The organism is Rhodococcus gordoniae, assembly GCF_001646655.1.
In the GTDB taxonomy this organism is placed as follows: Bacteria; Actinomycetota; Actinomycetes; order Mycobacteriales; family Mycobacteriaceae; genus Rhodococcus; species Rhodococcus gordoniae.
Window position 1 is genome coordinate 23,700 of sequence record NZ_LPZN01000015.1, and the last position, 19,076, is coordinate 42,775.

18 protein-coding genes are annotated in these 19,076 nt (G+C 68.2%); 8 read left to right on the top strand and 10 right to left on the bottom strand.

Features of this window, described 5'->3' with window-relative positions:
- The first annotated feature begins 162 nt into the window (after positions 1–162).
- Both A8G18_RS08435 and A8G18_RS08440 read left to right on the top strand, forming a co-directional pair.
- Positions 163–1,185, top strand: coding sequence for a beta-ketoacyl-ACP synthase III (locus tag A8G18_RS08435; RefSeq protein ID WP_064063511.1), 1,023 nt, complete (start codon positions 163–165; stop codon positions 1,183–1,185).
- Between the two features lie 41 nt (positions 1,186–1,226).
- Complete coding sequence (locus A8G18_RS08440) at positions 1,227–1,934, top strand: HNH endonuclease family protein (protein ID WP_064063512.1); 708 nt, start codon at positions 1,227–1,229, stop codon at positions 1,932–1,934.
- A gap of 16 nt (positions 1,935–1,950) precedes the next feature.
- Here the strand turns inward: A8G18_RS08440 and A8G18_RS08445 are convergent, their stop codons facing one another.
- The gene (locus A8G18_RS08445) at positions 1,951–4,071 is read right to left on the bottom strand and encodes a thiamine pyrophosphate-dependent enzyme (protein ID WP_115311505.1); all 2,121 of its coding nucleotides are present in this window, start codon (positions 4,069–4,071) and stop codon (positions 1,951–1,953) included.
- A 20-nt stretch (positions 4,072–4,091) separates the two neighbouring features.
- Positions 4,092–4,265 carry a hypothetical protein gene (locus A8G18_RS22360; protein ID WP_174906182.1) on the bottom strand — a complete coding sequence of 58 codons (174 nt, stop codon included), beginning with the start codon at positions 4,263–4,265 and terminating at the stop codon, positions 4,092–4,094.
- A 356-nt stretch (positions 4,266–4,621) separates the two neighbouring features.
- Between A8G18_RS22360 and A8G18_RS08450 the strand changes: the two genes are divergently transcribed.
- Positions 4,622–5,518, top strand: a complete 897-nt coding sequence (locus A8G18_RS08450; protein WP_064063513.1) for an alpha/beta fold hydrolase — start codon at positions 4,622–4,624, stop codon at positions 5,516–5,518.
- Here the strand turns inward: A8G18_RS08450 and A8G18_RS08455 are convergent.
- Entirely contained in the window at positions 5,490–6,152 is a 663-nt protein-coding gene (locus A8G18_RS08455; RefSeq protein WP_064063514.1) for a universal stress protein, read from the bottom strand. The genes A8G18_RS08450 and A8G18_RS08455 overlap by 29 nt on opposite strands.
- A gap of 109 nt (positions 6,153–6,261) precedes the next feature.
- Positions 6,262–7,560 (bottom strand): Na+/H+ antiporter NhaA, encoded by a 1,299-nt coding sequence (gene nhaA / locus A8G18_RS08460; protein WP_084421612.1) that lies wholly within the window; start codon positions 7,558–7,560, stop codon positions 6,262–6,264.
- A 185-nt stretch (positions 7,561–7,745) separates the two neighbouring features.
- On the opposite strand from nhaA, the gene A8G18_RS08465 reads away from it, so the two are divergent.
- Together A8G18_RS08465 and A8G18_RS08470 are read left to right on the top strand one after the other, a co-directional pair.
- Positions 7,746–8,207: a fluoride efflux transporter FluC gene (locus tag A8G18_RS08465; RefSeq protein WP_064063515.1), complete on the top strand. Its 462-nt coding sequence runs from the start codon at positions 7,746–7,748 to the stop codon at positions 8,205–8,207.
- On the top strand, positions 8,204–8,572 hold the full coding sequence (locus A8G18_RS08470; RefSeq protein WP_064063577.1) for a fluoride efflux transporter FluC: 369 nt from the start codon (positions 8,204–8,206) through the stop codon (positions 8,570–8,572). The genes A8G18_RS08465 and A8G18_RS08470 overlap by 4 nt, the downstream gene beginning before the upstream one ends.
- On the opposite strand, the gene aroD is transcribed toward A8G18_RS08470, so the two are convergent.
- The 3 genes from aroD to A8G18_RS08485 form a co-directional block, all read right to left on the bottom strand.
- On the bottom strand, positions 8,573–9,343 hold the full coding sequence (gene aroD / locus A8G18_RS08475; RefSeq protein WP_064063516.1) for a type I 3-dehydroquinate dehydratase: 771 nt from the start codon (positions 9,341–9,343) through the stop codon (positions 8,573–8,575).
- A 42-nt stretch (positions 9,344–9,385) separates the two neighbouring features.
- Positions 9,386–11,020: an MDR family MFS transporter gene (locus A8G18_RS08480; RefSeq protein ID WP_064063517.1), complete on the bottom strand. Its 1,635-nt coding sequence runs from the start codon at positions 11,018–11,020 to the stop codon at positions 9,386–9,388.
- Between the two features lie 117 nt (positions 11,021–11,137).
- A complete protein-coding gene (locus tag A8G18_RS08485) occupies positions 11,138–11,461 on the bottom strand; it encodes a hypothetical protein (protein WP_064063518.1) in 324 nt (107 codons plus the stop codon).
- A gap of 114 nt (positions 11,462–11,575) precedes the next feature.
- Between A8G18_RS08485 and A8G18_RS08490 the strand changes: the two genes are divergently transcribed.
- Positions 11,576–13,150, top strand: a complete 1,575-nt coding sequence (locus A8G18_RS08490) for an SGNH/GDSL hydrolase family protein (RefSeq protein WP_064063519.1) — start codon at positions 11,576–11,578, stop codon at positions 13,148–13,150.
- Positions 13,151–13,154: 4 nt separating this feature from the next.
- On the opposite strand, the gene A8G18_RS08495 is transcribed toward A8G18_RS08490, so the two are convergent.
- Both A8G18_RS08495 and A8G18_RS08500 read right to left on the bottom strand, forming a co-directional pair.
- The gene (locus A8G18_RS08495; RefSeq protein ID WP_064063520.1) at positions 13,155–13,535 is read right to left on the bottom strand and encodes a hypothetical protein; all 381 of its coding nucleotides are present in this window, start codon (positions 13,533–13,535) and stop codon (positions 13,155–13,157) included.
- A 66-nt stretch (positions 13,536–13,601) separates the two neighbouring features.
- A complete protein-coding gene (locus A8G18_RS08500) occupies positions 13,602–16,919 on the bottom strand; it encodes a proline dehydrogenase family protein (protein ID WP_064063521.1) in 3,318 nt (1,105 codons plus the stop codon).
- 130 nt (positions 16,920–17,049) lie between these two features.
- On the opposite strand from A8G18_RS08500, the gene A8G18_RS08505 reads away from it, so the two are divergent.
- Positions 17,050–17,886 carry a DUF1206 domain-containing protein gene (locus A8G18_RS08505; protein WP_064063522.1) on the top strand — a complete coding sequence of 279 codons (837 nt, stop codon included), beginning with the start codon at positions 17,050–17,052 and terminating at the stop codon, positions 17,884–17,886.
- 3 nt (positions 17,887–17,889) lie between these two features.
- Here A8G18_RS08505 and A8G18_RS08510 read toward each other — a convergent pair whose 3' ends face one another.
- On the bottom strand, positions 17,890–18,315 hold the full coding sequence (locus A8G18_RS08510; protein WP_064063523.1) for a hypothetical protein: 426 nt from the start codon (positions 18,313–18,315) through the stop codon (positions 17,890–17,892).
- A 236-nt stretch (positions 18,316–18,551) separates the two neighbouring features.
- On the opposite strand from A8G18_RS08510, the gene A8G18_RS08515 reads away from it, so the two are divergent.
- Entirely contained in the window at positions 18,552–19,058 is a 507-nt protein-coding gene (locus A8G18_RS08515; protein WP_064063524.1) for a VOC family protein, read from the top strand.
- Positions 19,059–19,076: the final 18 nt, after the last annotated feature.

Consider the following 19,076-nt stretch of genomic DNA (forward strand, 5'->3'; position numbering starts at 1 on the left):
CCCGCGACGCTAGCCCCGCGTCGTGAACGGGACCCCTACTTGCGGTGAGGGTCACGGAAGCACATCGTCGGGGTAGCGCTGTGACGAAATCGTGACCTGCGATATCGTGGACCGGATGCGATGTGCCGACACGCGGTGCGTCGAGGAGGAGGAGTTCGTCTGATGGGTGCACAGATCGCTGTCCCCGCCCCGCTGAGGAACAGCGCGTTGCTCGGTCTGGGTGTGCACCGCCCCGAGCGCATCGTCACCAACGACGAGATCTGCGAGCAGATCGACTCGAGCGACGAATGGATCCAGTCGCGCTCCGGTATCAAGGAGCGCCGCTTCGCCGAGCAGCATCCGAAGGAATCGGTCGTCGACATGGCGACGAGCTCCGCCGAGCAGGCCCTCACGGCTGCCGGCCTCACCGCTGCGCAGATCGACACGGTGATCGTCGCGACCTCCACCTACCCCTACCAGACCCCGCAGGCCGCGGCTCTCGTCGCCGACCGCATCGGCACCGGCGGTGCCGCGGCGCTCGACATCCAGGCCGGCTGCGCGGGCTTCTGCTACGCCCTCGGCGTCGCTTCCGATCTCGTGCGCGCCGGAACGGCCGAGCACGTGCTCGTCGTCGGTGTCGAGCGCATGAGCGACACCACCGAGCCCACCGATCGCTCCGTGCGCTTCATCTTCGGCGACGGTGCCGGTGCCGTGGTCGTCGGCCCGTCCGACGAGGTCGGTGTCGGCCCCACCGTCTGGGGCTCCGACGGCTCCCAGGCCAACGCGATCCGTCAGGAACCCGACTGGGTCGACTTCGCCACCAACCCGAACCAGAAGCGTCCCTGGATCATCATGGAGGGCACCGCGGTCTTCCGCTGGGCCGCCTTCGAGATGAGCAAGTACGCCCGGCAGATCGCCGACAAGGCCGGCGTGGCCCTCGAGGACCTCGACGCCTTCGTCCCGCACCAGGCCAACCTGCGCATCAACGACGTCATCGTCAAACAGCTCGAACTGCCCGAGACCGTCGCCGTCGCCGACGACATCATCGAGACCGGCAACACCTCCGCCGCGTCCATCCCGCTGGCGATGGAGAAGATGCTGCGCACCGGCCAGGTCGAGGTCGGATCCACCGCGCTGCTCCTCGCGTTCGGTGCCGGCCTGTCCTATGCGGGCCAGGTCGTGAAGATGCCCCCGCTCGCGAAGTAGGAAGCAGCGGTAGCAGTACGACTCGGTAGCAGTATCGACATATGGCGAGTATTCGCGCGTCGTCCGTTCCCCGTTGGGTCTGGATCCTGTGCTTCATCGTGGTCTCCGTGGCCGTCGTCCTCCTCGAACCGATGGGGGACGACGAGCCGGGCGGTACCGGCGGGGGCACGGTCGAGAACCCCTCCGAAGCCCTCGAGGCGCTGGCGGCACTGCCCGTCCGGCCCGCCGAATCGCAGAGTGGCTACGACCGCTCACTGTTCGGCTCGGCCTGGACCGACGAGGTGACCGTCGACCTGGGGCGCAACGGCTGCGACACTCGTAACGACATTCTCCGGCGCGACCTCGTCGACGTCTCCTTCGAGTCCGGGAAGAAGCAGTGCACCGTCACCGCCGGCACCCTCGAGGACCCGTACACGGGGAAGACGATCTCCTTCCGTCGCGGGATCGACACCTCGTCCGCCGTGCAGATCGACCACGTCGTCGCCCTGTCCGATGCGTGGAAGAAGGGCGCCCGCCATCTGGACGATCAGGAGAAGCGGAACCTCGCGAACGATCCGCGCAACCTGATCGCCGTCGACGGCCCCACCAACCAGGGCAAGGGCGACTCCGACGCGTCGGAGTGGCTGCCGCCGAACACCGCCTTCCACTGCGAGTACGTCGTGCGGCAGATCGAGGTGAAGACCGCCTACGAACTGTGGGTCACCCAGGCGGAACACGACGCGATGGCGCGGATCCTTGCCTCCTGTTGATCCCGCCTCCTGCTGATCACCCCTGACGCAGTGCCGCGACGATGTCGTCCTCCGACATCAGTACATGCGCGGCCGCGGGGCCGAGCGGTACGTAGCTGTCCCGGGAGGTGACCCGGGTGATTCTGCCCGGCCACTCATCGTCGACGAGCGCCGCGACGATCGCTTCGGCGACACCTCCGCTGCGACGTGTCTCGTCGGCGACCACCACCCGCGCGAAGCGACGGACGTGTTCGAGCAGCGCGGTCGTCGGCAGCGGCGACAACCATTGCAGGTCGAGGACGGTCGCCGCGACTCCCGCGCGACGGACGGCACGCAGACTCATCGGCACCCCGTTCCCGAAGGTCACCACCAGCACGTCGCGCCCGTTGCCGTAGGTGCACACCGATCCCGGTGGGAGCCCGGCGGTGTCGGGAACCTGCTGCCACAGTCCGTCGCCGTCGTCGTACAGGTCGCGCCCGTGGTACAGCGCGATCGGCTCCAGGTACACGCACACCCGGCCCTCCTGACGGGCCAGCTCGACGCACGTACGCAGCAGGGCGCCGGCCGTGGCGGGTGAGCTCGGCACGGCCAGCACCAGACCCGGGATGTCGCGGAGGACGGCGACGGAATCGTCGTTGTGGAAGTGCCCGCCGAAGCCGCGCTGGTAGGGCAGGCCCGCGATGCGCACGACCATCGGATTGCGGTACCGCCCGTCGGAGAAGAACGCCAGGCTCGCCGCTTCGCCGCGCAGTTGGTCCTCGGCGTTGTGCAGATAGGCCAGGTACTGGATCTCCGGGATCGGCAACATGCCCGCGACGGCGAAGCCCAGTGCGGTGCCGAGGATCGTCTGCTCGTCGAGCAGGGTGTCGAACACGCGCAGGCGTCCGAAGCGCTCCTGCAGTCCTCGGGTGACGCCGTAGACCCCGCCCTTGGCGCCGACGTCCTCCCCGAACACGCAGGCGTGGGGGTCCTCCTCGAGGAGCTGCCCGAGCGTGCGGGTCACGGCCCGGGCGAGGGTGAGCGGTTCACCGGTGGGATGCGGGTCGTCGTCGACGCGCACGAGCCCGGATTCCAGCGGGCGCATCACCTCGGCGGCCGATGCCAAGCGCGGCGGCCTGCGCAACGAGGCCGCGACTGAGTCGACCTCGACCCGCATCCGCTCGTACCGGTCGAGAACCCCCGCAGCATCGAGCACTCCACGCGCGACGAGTTCGCGAGCCGTGCCCACCACAGGGTCCCGTTCGTGATCGGCGGCGAGATCCGACGGATCGCGGTAGGCCGACTCGACGTCGGAACCGGCATGACCGAGGAAACGCACCGCCCGCACGTGCAGCAGGAGCGGAGCCCGGGTCGTACGCACCGTCTCCACGGCATCGGTTGCGGCAGTGAGCATCCCCACCGGATCTGCTCCGTCCGCCGATCGGTACTCGATCCCCGGATACGACGACAGCGACCGCTCGAGCCAACCGGGCGGGGTGGGCACGCTGATGCCGAGTCCGTTGTCCTCGCACACCAGCAGCAACGGCAACGGCAACCCGCGATGACGGCAGTAGGCGGCCGCGTTCAGAGCGCCGGCGGCCGTCGAATGGTTCGCCGAGGCGTCGCCGAAACTGCACACCACCACCGAATCCCACGGCCAGGCCGCGTCGAGCCCGAGACGCCGCATCCGCGGCAATGCGAGGGCCAGGCCCACGGCGCGCGGCAGGTGCGAGGCGATCGTCGACGTCTGCGGCAGGATGTTCAGCGCGGCGTTGCCGAACACCTTGTGTCGACCGGCCGAGATCGGATCGAGCGTGGACGCCGCGCATCCGGCGAGCACGTCGCGGATCGGGGTGCTGCCCTCGGCGAGCGACGCGCGAGCCGCGTAGAAACCGCCCGAACGGTAGTGCAGCAGAGCGGGATCCGTCACCCGGGTGCACAATCCCAGTGCGGCGTTCGATTCGTGGCCCGCCGACGCGATGGTGTAGAAACCCTCGCCACGTCCTTGCAGGGTGCGGGCCGCGGCATCGAGGTGCCGCGACTGCACCTGGGCGTCGAAGTACCGCACCAGGAGGTCGTCGCCGACCCGCCGGTCGGCCGGCCGTGACGGCGGTGCGTGCCCGGGCAGAGCGCGCACCGCGGTGACGAAACGGTCGTCGAGTTCGTCGGCGGCGGTCACCCCTTCTTTCTACGCCCCGATCACCTCGGAAGGAGGTGGATCGGACCCCCGTCGTTCGGGAACGGCAACGACGTGAAGTTCATCGGCGCGACGTCGTCGGCCGGCGCGTGCCGGCGGAAACGCAGCAGCAGATCGTGCAGCACCGTCTCGGTGTCCTTCGCCGCGCGTCGCACGCCACCCGGCACCGGGGTCACCAGCCGCCGGCACTCCTTGATCGCGAGCCTTCGGCGCCGCCCATGAAGATCTCCGTCGCGAGCCCGAGGGTCGGACGCCGGGCCGTGCTCGTGGTCGCGATGCGTATATGCCGCAACGGGATCGCGCATGTATCTCGGCGCGTATCCGACGTAGGGGAGGCCACTGTCGCCCGCGGCGGGAGCGAGGCCGGGAGGTGGGGAGCAAGCATCTTCGTCACGGGCGCATCTCCGGGTGGTCGGATCCGACGCCGGCTGTAGTCGGATTCCGATGTAGCGTGCATCACATCTCGGTTGCATCGATTCGTCCCACGGAACGGACACTGGTCGGGCGTGCGGGTGCGTGCCATGCTGACGCCATGGACGTCGAACGCCCCAAGCTCGAAGGCACCGTCGCGGTCGGGGAGGGCCGGCGGCTCGGTTTCGCCGAGTTCGGTTCGGCGCAAGGCCGGACGGTGTTCTGGCTGCACGGCACACCCGGCGCGCGCCGGCAGGTGCCCATCGAGGCCCGCGCCTTCGCCGAACGGAACCACCTCCGCCTCATCGGGATCGATCGCCCGGGGATCGGCTCGTCGACGCCGCACATCTACGAGAACGTCCTGGCGTTCAGCGACGACCTGCGCATCGTCGCCGACACTCTCGGTGTCGACCGCATGGCCCTCGTCGGCCTGTCCGGCGGCGGGCCGTACACCCTCGCCGCGGCCTACGCGTTGCGCGAACGAGTCGTCGCGGCCGCGGTCCTCGGCGGTGTGGCACCGGTCGTCGGTCCCGAGGCGATCGGCAGCAACCTGATGAAGCTGGGCACCTTCGTCGCGCCGGCGCTGCAGACCGCGAGCGTCCCGATCGGCGTGGCGGTGAGCGCGGCGATCCGCGTGGTGCGCCCGTTCGCGTCACCGATCATCGACCTGTACGGGCGGCTGTCACCCGAGGCCGACCGTCGGCTGCTCGCCCGCCCCGAGTTCAAGGCGATGTTCCTCGACGACCTGCTCAACGGCAGCCGACGTCAGATCTCCGCGCCGTTCTCCGACATCGTCGTGTTCACCCGCGACTGGGGTTTCCGCGTCTCCGACGTGAAGGTGCCCGTGCGGTGGTGGCACGGCGACACCGACCACATCATCCCGATCGAGCACGGTCTGCACGTGGTGGATCTGCTGCCCGACGCACAGTTCCACCACCTGCCCGGAGAAAGCCATCTCGGTGGTCTCGGTGCGTCGGAGGAGATCCTCACTACTGTTCTGGAGTTGTGGGGCGACTGACGCTGCGAGGTCGGCGGCCGTCGGGGGCGACCACGAGTACGGGCACCGCACAATGGCCGCTCAGGTGTTCGGCGACGCTGCCCAGGATCCTGGTGGACATGCCACGACCGCGCCGCCCGACGACGAGGACGTCGGCTCGGCGCTCCTCGGCGAACCAGCGAAGGGATTCGCCCGCCGGGCCGGCCAGAACCGCCATGCCCGCCGGGACGTCCTCCGCGGCGTCGGCAGCGCCCGCGAGTCGCTGTCTCGCCACATGGAGAGCTTCCGACTCGTCCGTGCCGCCGTCGTCGTACGACACCACCGCGACGAGTTCGAGCACGCCCCCGCCGGGGCCGAACAGTCGACGCGCGACGCGCAGTGCATGGTCGGACTCCACCGAGCCGTCGATGCCGACCATGACGCGGAGATTGCCGGTTTCCGGCGGTTCGGTTCCCCACATCGCGATCGGCGCGGAGGCCACCGACCGGGGTCGACGCTCGACGCGCTCGTAGGCGACCGGAACGAACAAGGGTCCGAGGATCACGGCGATCAGCGTCCACCGCGGGTCGTGGCCCCGCCGCGCCATCCACACCCCGGTTGCCAGCCCGATCAGCACCCACGCGGTGATGAAGACGGCGAAGATCGTCCAGTTCACATTGCCCTCCTGGCAGACGGTGACGAGGCGCGGTCGGCGAGACGCGCAGCGATGACGGTGATCAGCAGTGACCGAACCCGAGGTGTTGCCGGTACCCCGGTCCGGATCGTCACGATCTCCGGTCCTGAAAGACGTCGGGGATACCGTCACCGTCCTCGTCGATCTGCTCGCGCGCGGCGATACGGCGGTACGCACGGTTGCGGGTGGTGAGGACGATCGACGCGAGGACCGCGCTGAGCAGGGATCCGCACAGCACTGCGACCTTCACGTGATCGGCGGCGACTGTGCCGGCTCCGTAGGCCAGGTCGCCGATCAGCAGCGAGACCGTGAATCCGATGCCGCCGAGCAGCGCGACACCGAGTACGTCCGTCCAGCTCAGATCCTCGTCCAGACGGGCGCCGGTGAACCGCGCGACCAGATACGCGACGCCGAAGATCCCGATCACCTTGCCGGCGACCAGCCCGGCGATCACCCCTGCCGAAATGGGGTCGGTGAGAGCGTTCGCCAACCCGTCGAAGCCACCGACGGTGACGCCCGCGGCGAAGAAGGCGAAGATCGGCACGGCGAGTCCGGCCGAGATCGGCCTGATGCGGTGCTCGATGTGTTCGGCGACGGGAATCCTCTTGCCGGCGACCGTCCGGGAGATCGGCACGAGGAAGCCGAGCAGCACACCGGCGATCGTCGCGTGCACACCCGACTCGTGAACGAGCCACCAGGTGACCGCGGCGAGAGGAAGCAGCAACCACCAGGCGTGCACACCGCGCTGCAGTGCGAATCCGAATGCCATCAGCGGCAGCAACGCGCCGGCGAGGTAGAGCAGGTTCAGATCGTCGGTGTAGAAGACGGCGATCACCGTGACCGCGAGCAGGTCGTCGACCACCGCGAGGGTGAGCAGGAAGGTGCGCAAGCCGGCAGGAAGATGGGTACCGATGACGGCGAGGATCGCCACGGCGAAAGCGATGTCGGTGGCAGTCGGTACCGCCCACCCGTTCAACGCCTCGGCACCGCCGCGCATGTTGACCACCGCGAAGATCAGTGCGGGCACGATCATTCCGCCGAGGGCGGCGGTGACGGGCATTGCGGCGCGGCGCAGGTCACGCAGGTCGCCTTCGATGAATTCGCGTTTGAGTTCGACTCCCACCACGAAGAAGAACACCGCCAGCAGCCCGTCGGCCGCCCACGTGCCCAACGACAGGTCCATGTGCAGCGCGGCGGGACCGATCGTGGTGTCGCGCAGTGCGTGATACGAGTCCGACCACGCGGTGTTGGCCCAGATCAACGCGGCGAGCGCGGCGATCAGGAGCAGGATCCCGCCGACGGTCTCCTTGCGGAGGATGTCGGCCACGCGGCGCGATTCCTCCCAGGAACCTCGGGACAGCAGGGGGAGACCGGAGAAGGGGGTGGGCATCACGGATTCCTCGGGGGCAGAGAGATGCGACCGACGAGGCCGGTGCACACCACGGGACACGACTCGCCGACCAGACTTCCCGGCACACCGCTGCCCACCGTACCGTACGGTGCTCTCGGTGTCGTCCGACGACGCCGCATGTCCGGACCGATGCAACTCGAAGGTGCCTGCGGAAGGAACGCCGAATGGTCGATCCCGTCGAGCCGCAACGGTACTCGCCTGCACAGGCGATACATCTGCAGCCGACCGCGTGGGCAGCCGTCGCGGTCGGCGGGCTCATCGGCACCGCAGCCCGTCACGGGCTCGGCACGGCATTCCCGGCCGGGAACGGCGCGTGGCCGATGACGACCTTCGCGATCAACGTCGTCGGCGCCCTGCTGCTGGGGATCCTGCTCGAGTCGCTGGTGCGGATGGGTCCGGATACATCCTGGCGTCGTGTCGTCCGGCTCGGCGCAGGCACCGGCGCACTGGGCTCGTTCACCACCTACAGCGCGCTCGCGGTCGACACCGACCTGCTGCTCCGCGACGGTGAGTTCGTCGCCGCAGCGACCTATGCGCTGGGCACGGTGTCGGCCGGCCTCGTCGCGACCGGCATCGGTGTCGCGCTGGGAGCGTGGTTCGGGAACCGTCGGGGTGCACCGCGGTGATCGCGGTGTGGGTGGCGCTGGCCGGCAGCGTCGGTGCCGTGACGCGGTTCGTCGTCGACAGCGCGTTGCGCGCCCGGTTCACCGCCTCGCTGCCGTGGCCGACCGTCCTGATCAACATCACCGGGTCGTTGCTGCTGGGCATCCTGGCCGGCGCCGCGCTGTTCCACGACGCCCCGACCACGATGCTCACGATCGCCGGGACCGGTTTCTGCGCCGGCTACACGACCTTCAGTACGACGAGCGTCGACTCGGTACGCCTGATCGTGCAAGGCCGGTACGCGGGCGCTGCGGCGATCGCGTTCGGCACTCTCGCGACCACGATCGCCGCGGCCGCTGCCGGGCTCGGTCTCGCCGCCGTGTGGTGATCAACGCGAGCGGTCGATCAGCTCGAGCACCGAGCGCAGCTCGTCGGCGTCGACCTGGCCGGGCGCCGATGCGGTGCCGACCATCCCGAACGTCGCGGCCGATCCGAAGACCTGACCGGCGATCCGCGACACCACACCGAGACCGCCCATCGACATGGTGATCAACGGGCGGTCGGCGTGGTCCTCGTGCATCGTGCGGGTCGCGTCGAGCAGGGTCAGCACGTCGCCGGCCGAGCGGGGCATGACGGCGATCTTGCAGATGTCGGCGCCGAGATCCTGCATCTGCCGCAGCCGCGCGACGATCTCGTCCTTCGGTGGAGTGGCGTCGAAATCGTGGTTCGACGCCACCACCGCGACACCGCGGGCGTGGGCCGCCGCGACGATCCGCTCGACGGCGGCGCGGTCGCGCCGGTACTCCACATCGACGAGATCCACGCTGCCGCTCTCGGCGAGTGCGACCGTCAGATCGGCGTACGCCTCGTCGCCGATCGCGATCTCCCCGCCCTCGTTCGATGTGCGGCACGTCGCGAGCAGGGGAGTGCCCGGCAACTGCTCGGCCAGGGCTCCGGCCTGCGCGATCACCGAGGCGACGTCGTCGACGGTGTGGAAGAAGTCCACGCGCCATTCGACGACGTCGGCCCGGCCGGCGACGGCCGCGATCTGCTCGCGCAACGTCCCGGGGGTCCGGCCGGTGACGGGGACGACGATCGTGGGTGCGCCGTCACCGATCACCACGTCCTTGACGCGAACCGGTGTGATCGTTCGTCCCACGTGCCGTCTCCGTTCCCTCGTCCGCTGGCCGGACCTATTCGATCACGTGCGCTTCGAGCCGCTCTCCGCAGCGTCCTCGGACTCCTCGACGACCACGACGGTGTGGTCCTTCGACGATTTCGCGGGGTCGGCGACCGCCTCGCCGCGCGCCACCATGAGCGCTTCGTCGGAGAGCGGGATCTCCTTGATGAAGCACGCGAGGACGAACGCGATGAGCAGGAACGGGATGAGGTACCAGAACACCGGCGCCAGCGAGTCGGCGTAGGCGTCGATGACACCTTCACGGACGGGATCGGGCAGCAGTCTCATCGCTGCCGGATCGACGGTCGCGGTGGCCTGCCCGGCCTGCTCGGGTGTCGCACCGGCAGCGGTGAAGACCTCGACGAGCTGCTCCGAGAGACGGTTGGTGAAGATCGTGCCGAAGATCGCCACCCCGAGCGCCGCACCGACCTCGCGGAAGTAGTTGTTCGAGCTCGTCGCGGTGCCGATCTCGTCGGCGGGCACGGCGTTCTGCACGATCAGGATCACGACCTGCATGATCAGGCCGAGACCCAGACCGAAGACGAACAGCATCGAGCAGATCACCCACAGTGGGGTGTCGCCCTCGAGGGTGGTCAGCCACAGCATGCCTGCGGCGGTGATCAGCGACCCCGCGATCGGATAGATCTTGTACCGCTGGGTCTTGGTGATGGCCAGACCCGACCCGATCGAGGTGATCATCAGACCGGCCATCATCGGGAGCAGCAGCAGACCCGAGACCGCGGCCGACGTGCCCGACGACATCTGCAGGAAGGTCGGCATGAACGCGATCGCGGCGAACATGCCGAGGCCGAGCACGAAACCGATGGCGGTGGCGTTGACGAAGATCGGGTTGCGGAACAGCGACAGCGGGATGATCGGATCCTGTGCCCGCGACTCGACCAGCACGAACAGGGACACGAACACCACGAGACCGGCGCCGAACGACCAGGTCAGCGGATCGGCCCAGCCGCGGTCGGTGTCGCCACCGAAGTCGGTGAAGAAGATCAGGCAGGTCGTGGCGAGCGAGAGCGTGACGACACCGAGGATGTCGATCCTCTTGGCCGGACGCTTCGTCGGCAGGCGCAGCGCGAACCAGGTGATGACGAACGCGATGATGCCGACCGGCACGTTGATGTAGAAGCACCACTCCCACGTCAGGTGGTCGACGAAGAAGCCACCGAGCAAGGGGCCACCGACGGCCGACAGTCCGAAGATCGCACCGAGCGGGCCCATGTACTTACCGCGCTCGCTGGCGGGCACGATGTCGGCGATGATCGCCTGCGACAGGATCATCAGACCGCCACCGCCGAAGCCCTGGATCGCGCGGAAGATCACGAAGGTCCAGAAGTCGTCGGTCGTCGAGCACGCCGCGGACGCGAGGGTGAACACGCCGATCGCGATGAGGAACAGGTGCCGGCGCCCGAAGATGTCGCCGAACTTGCCGTAGATCGGCATCACGATGGTCACCGCGAGCAGGTAGGCGGTGGTGATCCACGCCTGGTGCTCGACGCCGCCGAGCTGCCCGACGATCGTGGGCATGGCGGTGGAGACGATCGTCTGGTCCAGGCTGGCGAGCATCATGCCCGCGATGAGCGCGGAGAAGATGATCCAGATCCGTCGCTGGGTGAGAACCAGTGGTTCCGAGGTGGTGGTCACGGTGTTCCTGTCGGAATAGGAATATCGAGCTGTTATGTGAAGGTGGCCTGCATACGAGTGAGGCGATCGGGAATTGTTGCACTCGGTAACTTCTGCTGCAAGGCAATTTCCTCCCGGTCACTCGAACCAGGACCGCGCGGGCGGCTTCACCCACATGATCTTCTCGTCCTCGTCGGTGCGGACCGCTGCCGGATGATCGGGGTGCTTCTGCGCCCACACCGTCTTCTCGTCCATCAATCTCGCGGCGAGCTCCCAGGTCTCCATCGTGCGCGGCGGATGCGCGTCCGCAGCCCGGGCCAGCTTGCGCCTCGTCTCGTCGGTCATGGCGAGCAGTTCGGCTCCCGAGATGCCGCGATTCCATGCATACCGGGCCAGGGTCACGGCCTTGTCGCGACGGTTCTTCTCGGCGCGATCGGTGTGGGCGAAGTCGGCGTCGCTCATGCTCCGAAGGTACGCGTCGCCCCTGACCGAGGGTGTCGTCGACGATGTGCCGAGTTTTCGGCAACGACGACGGTGTCGTGTGCCTACCCTCGATGAGGGGGTTGAGGAGGCGTGATGACGTCCGACGAGATCCCGGAGGGCACACCGGATACGGTCGTGGCGCGTGCCGCCGAACCGCCGAGGGTGCCCGTCGCCGACCCCACCCTCGGCATCGACGTCCCCCGCTCCTTCCGCGGCACACCCCCGCACCGTCTGGTGGCTCTCGGCGACTCCCTGCTGCAGGGCTTCCAGAGCGGCGCGATCTACAACACCGACGTCTCCGTCCCGGCGATCGTCGCCTACGAGCTCGGCACCGGCCTGCGGTATCCGCGCTTCGGCGGGCCGGGCGGGCTGCCGCTGAACGCCGAAGTGCTGTTGCGCCGGATCGAGGAGCGGCACGGGACGACGCTCGACCCGTGGGAACTGCCGGCGGCACTGTTCACGGCGCGCGGCTTCATGGACGAGGTCGAGGACTACTGGGAACGCGGGCCCGGCGCGAGACCACCCCTCGTCGGATATCTCCACAATCTGTCGTGCTTCGGCTGGGATCTGCGCGACGCGCTGCAGAAGACCGCCCGCGACTGCGCGGACCGCATCGGCACACCCCGCGACGACCTCGTGCGGCAACTCGTCGAGAACAACGGGGAACGGGCGGCGCTGTACGTCTATCCGAACGCCGACGAACGGCGCCGCGGAATGACCCTGTTCGACGTCGCCCGCGAACTCGGCACCGACCACGGCGACGACACCGGCGAGGGCATCGAGACCCTCGTCGTCTTCCTCGGTTCCAACAACGCACTGCGGACCATCACCGAACTGCGGATCGTCTGGAGCGGCGACGACTTCCGCGACCTCGACGCGAAACAGGCCTACACGATCTGGCAGCCCGAACATTTCGACAGCGAGTTCGCCGAGGTCGTCGCGAAGCTCCGCGACATCGACGCGCGGCACGTGGTGCTGTGCACCGTCCCACACGTCACCATCGCACCCATCGCCCGGGGAATCGGGACGAAGAACGGCTCACCGTACTTCCCCTACTACACCCGGCCCTGGGTGGACGAGCGCCGCTTCGATGCCGCCCGCGACGAACACATCACCGGTGCGCAGGCCCGGATGGTCGATGCTGCGATCGACCTGTTCGACGAGACGATCACCCGGGCCGTCGCCGATGCGCGTCGCGCCGGACTGGACTGGTATCTGCTCGACACCGCCGGCATCCTCGACCGTCTGGCCGCCCGCCGCTACGTCGACGACCTCGAAGCGCGGCCGGCGTGGTGGCAGCCGTATCCCCTGCCGCCGGCGCTCGCCGCACTCGACCCGGTGCCCGACACCCGTTTCCTGTCCGCCGACGGTCACGGTGGTCGTGACAGTGGGGGATTGTTCTCCCTCGACGGCGTGCACCCGACGACCGTCGCCTACGGGATCCTCGCCCAGGAGGTCGTCGACGTGATGGTGCGTGCCGGCGTCGAATTCCGGACGCCGAACGGAACGGTGCGGACCGGTTCCGTCGCCGTGGATTTCGAGCGTCTGATCCGGCACGACACCCTGGTGTGCACGCCACCGCAGAACATCGATTCGACGCTCTCGATCCTGGGCTGGGTCGACGAGGTGCTCGACGTGTTCCGGGTGCAGTTGCGTTTCGGTCTGTGAGAGATCAGGTCAGGTTGACGACGTGTTCGTGCGATGCGACGGCGTCCTGCATCTTCTTACGCGAGAGCGTTCGTGGACCGCACGCGCAGCCCGAGGGGATTTCGTCGTCCTCGAACTGTGTTGCCTCGAGGGTGTCCACGAATTCCGAATTGAGTGATGTGCCGTTGTGCGGTGTGGCTTCCCGGTCGCGGTTGCCGCGTCCACCCGGGCCACTGCGGGAGACCACCACCTGCCCCTCGGAAGTCTTGTACACCGCGGCGAGGGTGTGCCCCTTGGGGCAGCGCACCTTGACGACGGCCTTCTCGGTGCGCTGAGGCCCGAGTTCTTTCACCGCCGCCAGTGCGAGCTTGCGACGTTCGGTCGGGGGTGTCGTGGCGATATCCATTTTCCTATTCCACCTCACAGTGCCGGGGTTCACAGGACTTCGGGAGAACCGATTCCGGGTTTGTTTTCAGATGATCTCGTCGGTGAGCCGATGCGGTGTGCCGAATCTGTGTGCGGTGATCGAGACGGCCTGCTCGGCCAGGAACGGCAGCATTTCGATTCGCCCGGCTGCGGTCACCGGATGGTCGAACACTGCGATGTCGCATCGGGTGTTCCACGCGACGGGCGGCGCTGTGCCGATCAGGCGGACACGTGCCGGTGCCACGTCGACCATCCGTTCCTCCCATTCCGCATCGCTCTCCACACGCACGCTGCCTTCGAAACCTGCTGTATTCGAACACCTTACGAGATCGACGGCGAAAGCCGAAGAGATGTCCACCGGTGCGCCCGTCCGGGCGGCCGCGCCGAGCACGCGCACGAGTTCGGCCGGCCGCCCACTCTCCCCGAGGCGTACGTGTGTGCGAACGGGCCGGTACCGGAACAAGTTCCGCTCCGCCGACAGGCCGGTGACGTCGTGTGGCACAGCGAATTCCGATGCCCACACCCGCTCGTCGTTCTCGAACACCCGGCGCAGCGCATCCTCGGCCGGCGCACTGCCCTCCCAGGACCCGAAACCGAAGAGATAATTCGGGCCGCCCGCTTTGAAACCTGCTCCCACCGACGACTTCTTCCATCCCCCGAACGGCTGCCGTCGCACGATGGCCCCGGTGATACCGCGATTCACGTACAGATTTCCGGCCTCGACGCGATCGAGCCAACGGGCGATCTCGTCGGAGTCGAGCGAATGCAGACCTGCTGTGAGTCCGTAGTCCACCTCGTTCTGGATCGCGATCGCCTCGTCCAGATCGGCCGCGGTCATCACCCCCAGCACCGGACCGAAGAATTCGACGAGATGTGTGCGCGACCCGCGTCGCACGCCGGTGCGCACGCCGGGGCTCCACAGTCGCCCCTCCGCATCGAGGCGTCGCGGTTCGACGAGCCACGACTCGCCGTCCTCGAGTTCGGTGAGCGCGGTGAGAAGTTTGTCCCGGGCCGGTTCGATCAACGGCCCCATGCGGGTTCGCGGGTCGTGTGCGGGACCGACCGGCAGCGAACGCACCGCGTCGACGAGCTGATCGCGGAATCGACGCGACGTCGCCACGGATCCGACGAGGATCACGAGCGACGCCGCCGAGCACTTCTGCCCGGCATGCCCGAAGGCCGACTGCACGACGTCGCGCACCGCCGGATCCGGATCGGCGCTCGGCGTCACGACGATCGCGTTCTTGCCGCTGGTCTCGGCGAGCAGCCGCATACCGGGACGCAGCGAGCGGAACAGCTCCGCGGTCTCGTAGGCGCCGGTGAGCACCACCCGGTCGACGCGGGGGTCGGCAACGAGCGTCGAGCCCAGCGACCGTTCGTCGGCGTGGACGAGATGCAACACATCGCGCGGTACACCCGCATCCCACATCGCCTCGGCGAGCACCGACCCGCACCGCGCCGTGAGTGTCGCGGGTTTGAGGATCACGGCCGAACCGGAGGCCAGCGCCCCGAGCGTCGACCCCGCCGGGATCGCGACCGGGAAGTTCCAGGGCGGCGTCACCACCGTGAGGATCGACGGCACGAACCGCGCACCGTCGATGCTGTCGAGTTCGCGGGCCCGCCCTGCGTAGAACCGCGCGAAGTCGATTGCTTCCGAGACCTCCGGATCGGACTGGTCGAGAGTCTTGCCGCCCTCGGCCGCCATCACCTCGAGCAGATCGGCGCGGCGCGTTTCGAGTACGTCGGCGACCTGCTCGAGAATTTCCGCGCGCTCGGCGCCGCTGCGGGCACCCCACGAGCGCCCGGCGGCGGCCGCGTCGGCCAGCACACGCTCGAGCTCGTCCTCGGAGGAGAGCATGTGCGCCCGTACCGTGTCGATGCCGAGTTTCGACGACGGTACCCGTTCGAGGATGTGACGACCCCACTCGCGGTTCTGCGGCAGGGAGGGATCGGTATCCGGCGTATTCGCGAACACCGCCGGCGGCGCTGTCGGTGGTGGTGGTTCCTGCCGGTTCTGCGTGCGATGGGGGGAGGGGACCGTCTCGTCGAGCGCCGCCACCGACGCGCGGAATCTCTGTTCCTCCCGTCCGAACAGCGCGGGGTCGTCGGCGAGATCGAACACGGCGGACATGAAATTGTCCTGCCCGGACCCCTCGTCGAGCCTGCGCACCAGATAGGAGATGGCGACGTCGAACTCGTCGGGGCGCACGACGGGTGTGTAGAGCAGCAGGCTGCCGACCTGTCGGCGGATCACCTCGGCCTGACTCTGCGCCATGCCGAGGAGCATCTCGACGTCGATCCCGTGCCGCACTCCCCGGCGACCCGCGAGCACCCACGCGTAGGCGATGTCGAAGAGATTGTGACCGGCGACGCCGACCCGCAGGTTCTCGATCCGCTCGGGGGTGAACGCGTAGTGCAGCAGGCGCTTGTAGTTCGTGTCGGTCTCCTGCTTGGTGTGCCATGTGGCGAGCGGCCAGCCGTGCAGCGCCGCGTCGACCCGCTCCATCGGCAGGTTGGCGCCCTTGACCACCCGCACCTTGATCGCCGCGCCCCCACGTGCGCGTCGCGCCGCCGCCCACTCCTGCAGCCGCATCATCGTGCGCAGCGCGTCGGGGAGATAGGCCTGCAGCACGATTCCGGCCTCGAGATGCAGGAACTCGGGCCGGTCCAGCAGGCTCGTGAACGCCGCGACCGTCACCTCCAGATCGTGGTACTCCTCCATGTCGAGGTTGACGAACTTCGGTGTCGGCGAGTTCGCGGCGAGCCGATAGAGGGGGGTGAGCCGGTCGACGATGTCCGCGACGGTCTCGTCGAACGCCCACGGCGAGTGCGGCGCGACCGCCGCCGAGACCTTGAGCGAGACGTAGTCGACGTCCTCGCGTGCCAGCAGGGCGAGGGTGCCGTCGAAACGGCGCCGGGCTTCGGCGTCGCCGAGCACGGCCTCGCCCAGCAGGTTGAGGTTGAGCCGGATGCCGGGACGACGCAGTCGTGCGATCGCCCGGCCGAGCGCGGCCTCATCGGTGTCGACGACGAGGTGGCCCACCATCGCGCGGAGAGCGCGGCGCGCGGTGGGAACGACGAGGTGCGGGAAACGGGGGCCGATCGTTCCGCCCGCCCTCACGGCTGCCCGCAGGTGAACGGGCAGGAAATCCGGTATGTTCCGGGACAATTCGGCCAGGGCATGCGCTGCCACCGCGGGGTCCTCGGGGCGGATCACCTCGTCGACGAAGCGGACGGTGAACTCGGGTCCGTGCGGGTCTTTCAGGACGTCGGCCAGGTGGCGGGCCGCACGGTCGGGGGCGACATGCGCCGATTCCTCCGCCCACCGGCGGGCCAGGGCGACGGCATCCTCGACGATCCGCACGATGCGCCTCCGATCGACGGCGTTGACGAACCTGACGCCAATCTACCCATCGGAGGCGGTTCGCGTTTGCGGTCCGCGGTCTCGGGAATACAGCGCGAAGGGGACAGTCCCGACCATCGAGGAGACGAGAGTGAACCGTCAGGCCCCGGCGTCGCACGGCGCGTCGGCATCCGCCGACCGCGTCGCGCAGAACGGCGTGTTCGAGAAGTTCGCCCGTGCCGGCTACGTCGGCAGTGGCATAGTGCACCTGCTCATCGGTTACCTTGCGATCCGGGTCGCGTTCGGCCGCGGTGAGCAGGAGGCCTCGCAGTCCGGTGCGATGGCAGAGCTGGGCGCGCAGCCCGGCGGGAAGATCGCGTTGTGGATCGCCGTCGTCGTGTTCGTGATGATGGGTCTGTGGCGCTTCGCGGAAGCGGCCTTCGGCAAGGCGTCGGAACCGGAACGGCCCGACGCCGACACGAAGGACAAGGTGTTCGATCGGTTCAAGGCGTTCTGTGTCGGCGTGGTCTACCTCGCGTTCGCCTACACCGCGTTCGGGTTCGCCCGCGGCAGCGGCAAGTCCAGCGGTGAACAGAACGCGGGACTCACGGCGAAGCTGTTGCAGTCCGGCGCGGGCAAGTTCGTCCTCGTCGTCGCGGGACTCGTGATCCTCGGTGTGGGTGCCTATCACGTCTACAAGGGGGTGTCGAAGAACTTCGTCGACGACCTGAAGGGTCGTCCCAGTACGTTCGTCGAGCGCCTCGGGGTCGTCGGATACGTCGCGAAGGGACTCGCGATCGGTCTCGTCGGTGTGCTGGTGATCGTCGCGGTCTTCCAGGCCGACCCGCAGAAGGCAGCGGGACTCGACGGGGCGCTGAAGACGTTGGGTTCGCAGCCTTTCGGTGCGGTGCTGCTCGTCCTCATGGGTCTGGGTATCGCGGTCTACGGCCTGTACAGCTTCGTCATGGCGCGCGACGCGAAGATGTGACGCTCAGTCGTCCCCGTCGTCGAACCGGAAGTATTCGGTGGCGACGTAGTGGAGGGTCGGTGGGCCCGGCAGGTCGAACTCGATCGCGCCCACCGGCCGCAACTCCCCGTCGTCGTCCTCGCAACTCGCGGTCGCCACATTGCGTCCGGCGGAGATTCCCGTGAACTCGAGGGTCTGGTAGTTCGCGCCGTAGATCTCCGCGGTTCCGGACTCGCCGGTGCCGAGCGCTGCGACGCAGAGGAAGGGATGGTCCTCGTCCGGTGGGGACGTATAGATCAGTTTCAGCACCACGGTGTCTCCGCGGGTGCTGACCGTCCACATTCCTCGGGTGTCGGTGTCCGCTGCGCCCGCGCCGGGTGCGAAACCGGCGAGCAGTGCCAGTGGTGCGAGCAGCGCGACCGTTGCGCGCAGGGTTCTGCGATGGTGCATGGGATCTCCTCGGGACCGGTGAGCCCCCGACGCATTCATCGTCTCCACAGGCATCGGCAGGAGCGGATGAATCGGATGGTTGTGAAGAAGACGTGACGGCGCCGAGATCGTCGTACCCGGCCCGTGACCCCCGCGGTCACGAAGTGCTGTTGCCGCACCCGAACTAATTGACAATGCAACTAATCGGAGCGATCCTGGTGGTTGAGAATGCAACTACGCCGGGAAAGGGTGGATCGATGACCACCGACGAGCGCCAACGCTCCGACGAGTTCGAGCGCCGGCGTGCAGTCGTTCGCGACGCACACCTGAAGCCGGCCGAATCACGTCCGCGGTCCTCGGCGCGGGGACTGCACCACACCGCATTGATCAGCAGTGACGTCGAGCGGACCGTGCGCTTCTACCAGGACCTTCTCGAGTTCCCGCTGACGGAGTTGATCGAGAACCGCGACTACCCGGGGTCGTCGCACTTCTTCTTCGACATCGGTAACGGCAACCTGCTGGCCTTCTTCGACTTCCCCGGTCTCGACCTCGGTCCGTATCGAGAGGTCTTCGGCGGACTGCACCACATCGCGATCAGCGTCGCCCTCCCCACCTGGGAACGCCTGCGCACCAAGCTGATCGAGGCGGGAGTCGACCTCGCCGAACACAGCGAGGTCTCCCTGTACTTCCGCGACCCCGACGGCGCGCGGCTGGAACTCATCGCCGACCCGCTCGGCGAGATGTACGGCTCGAAGGTCCTGTAGCGATCGAGGGGGAGGCTG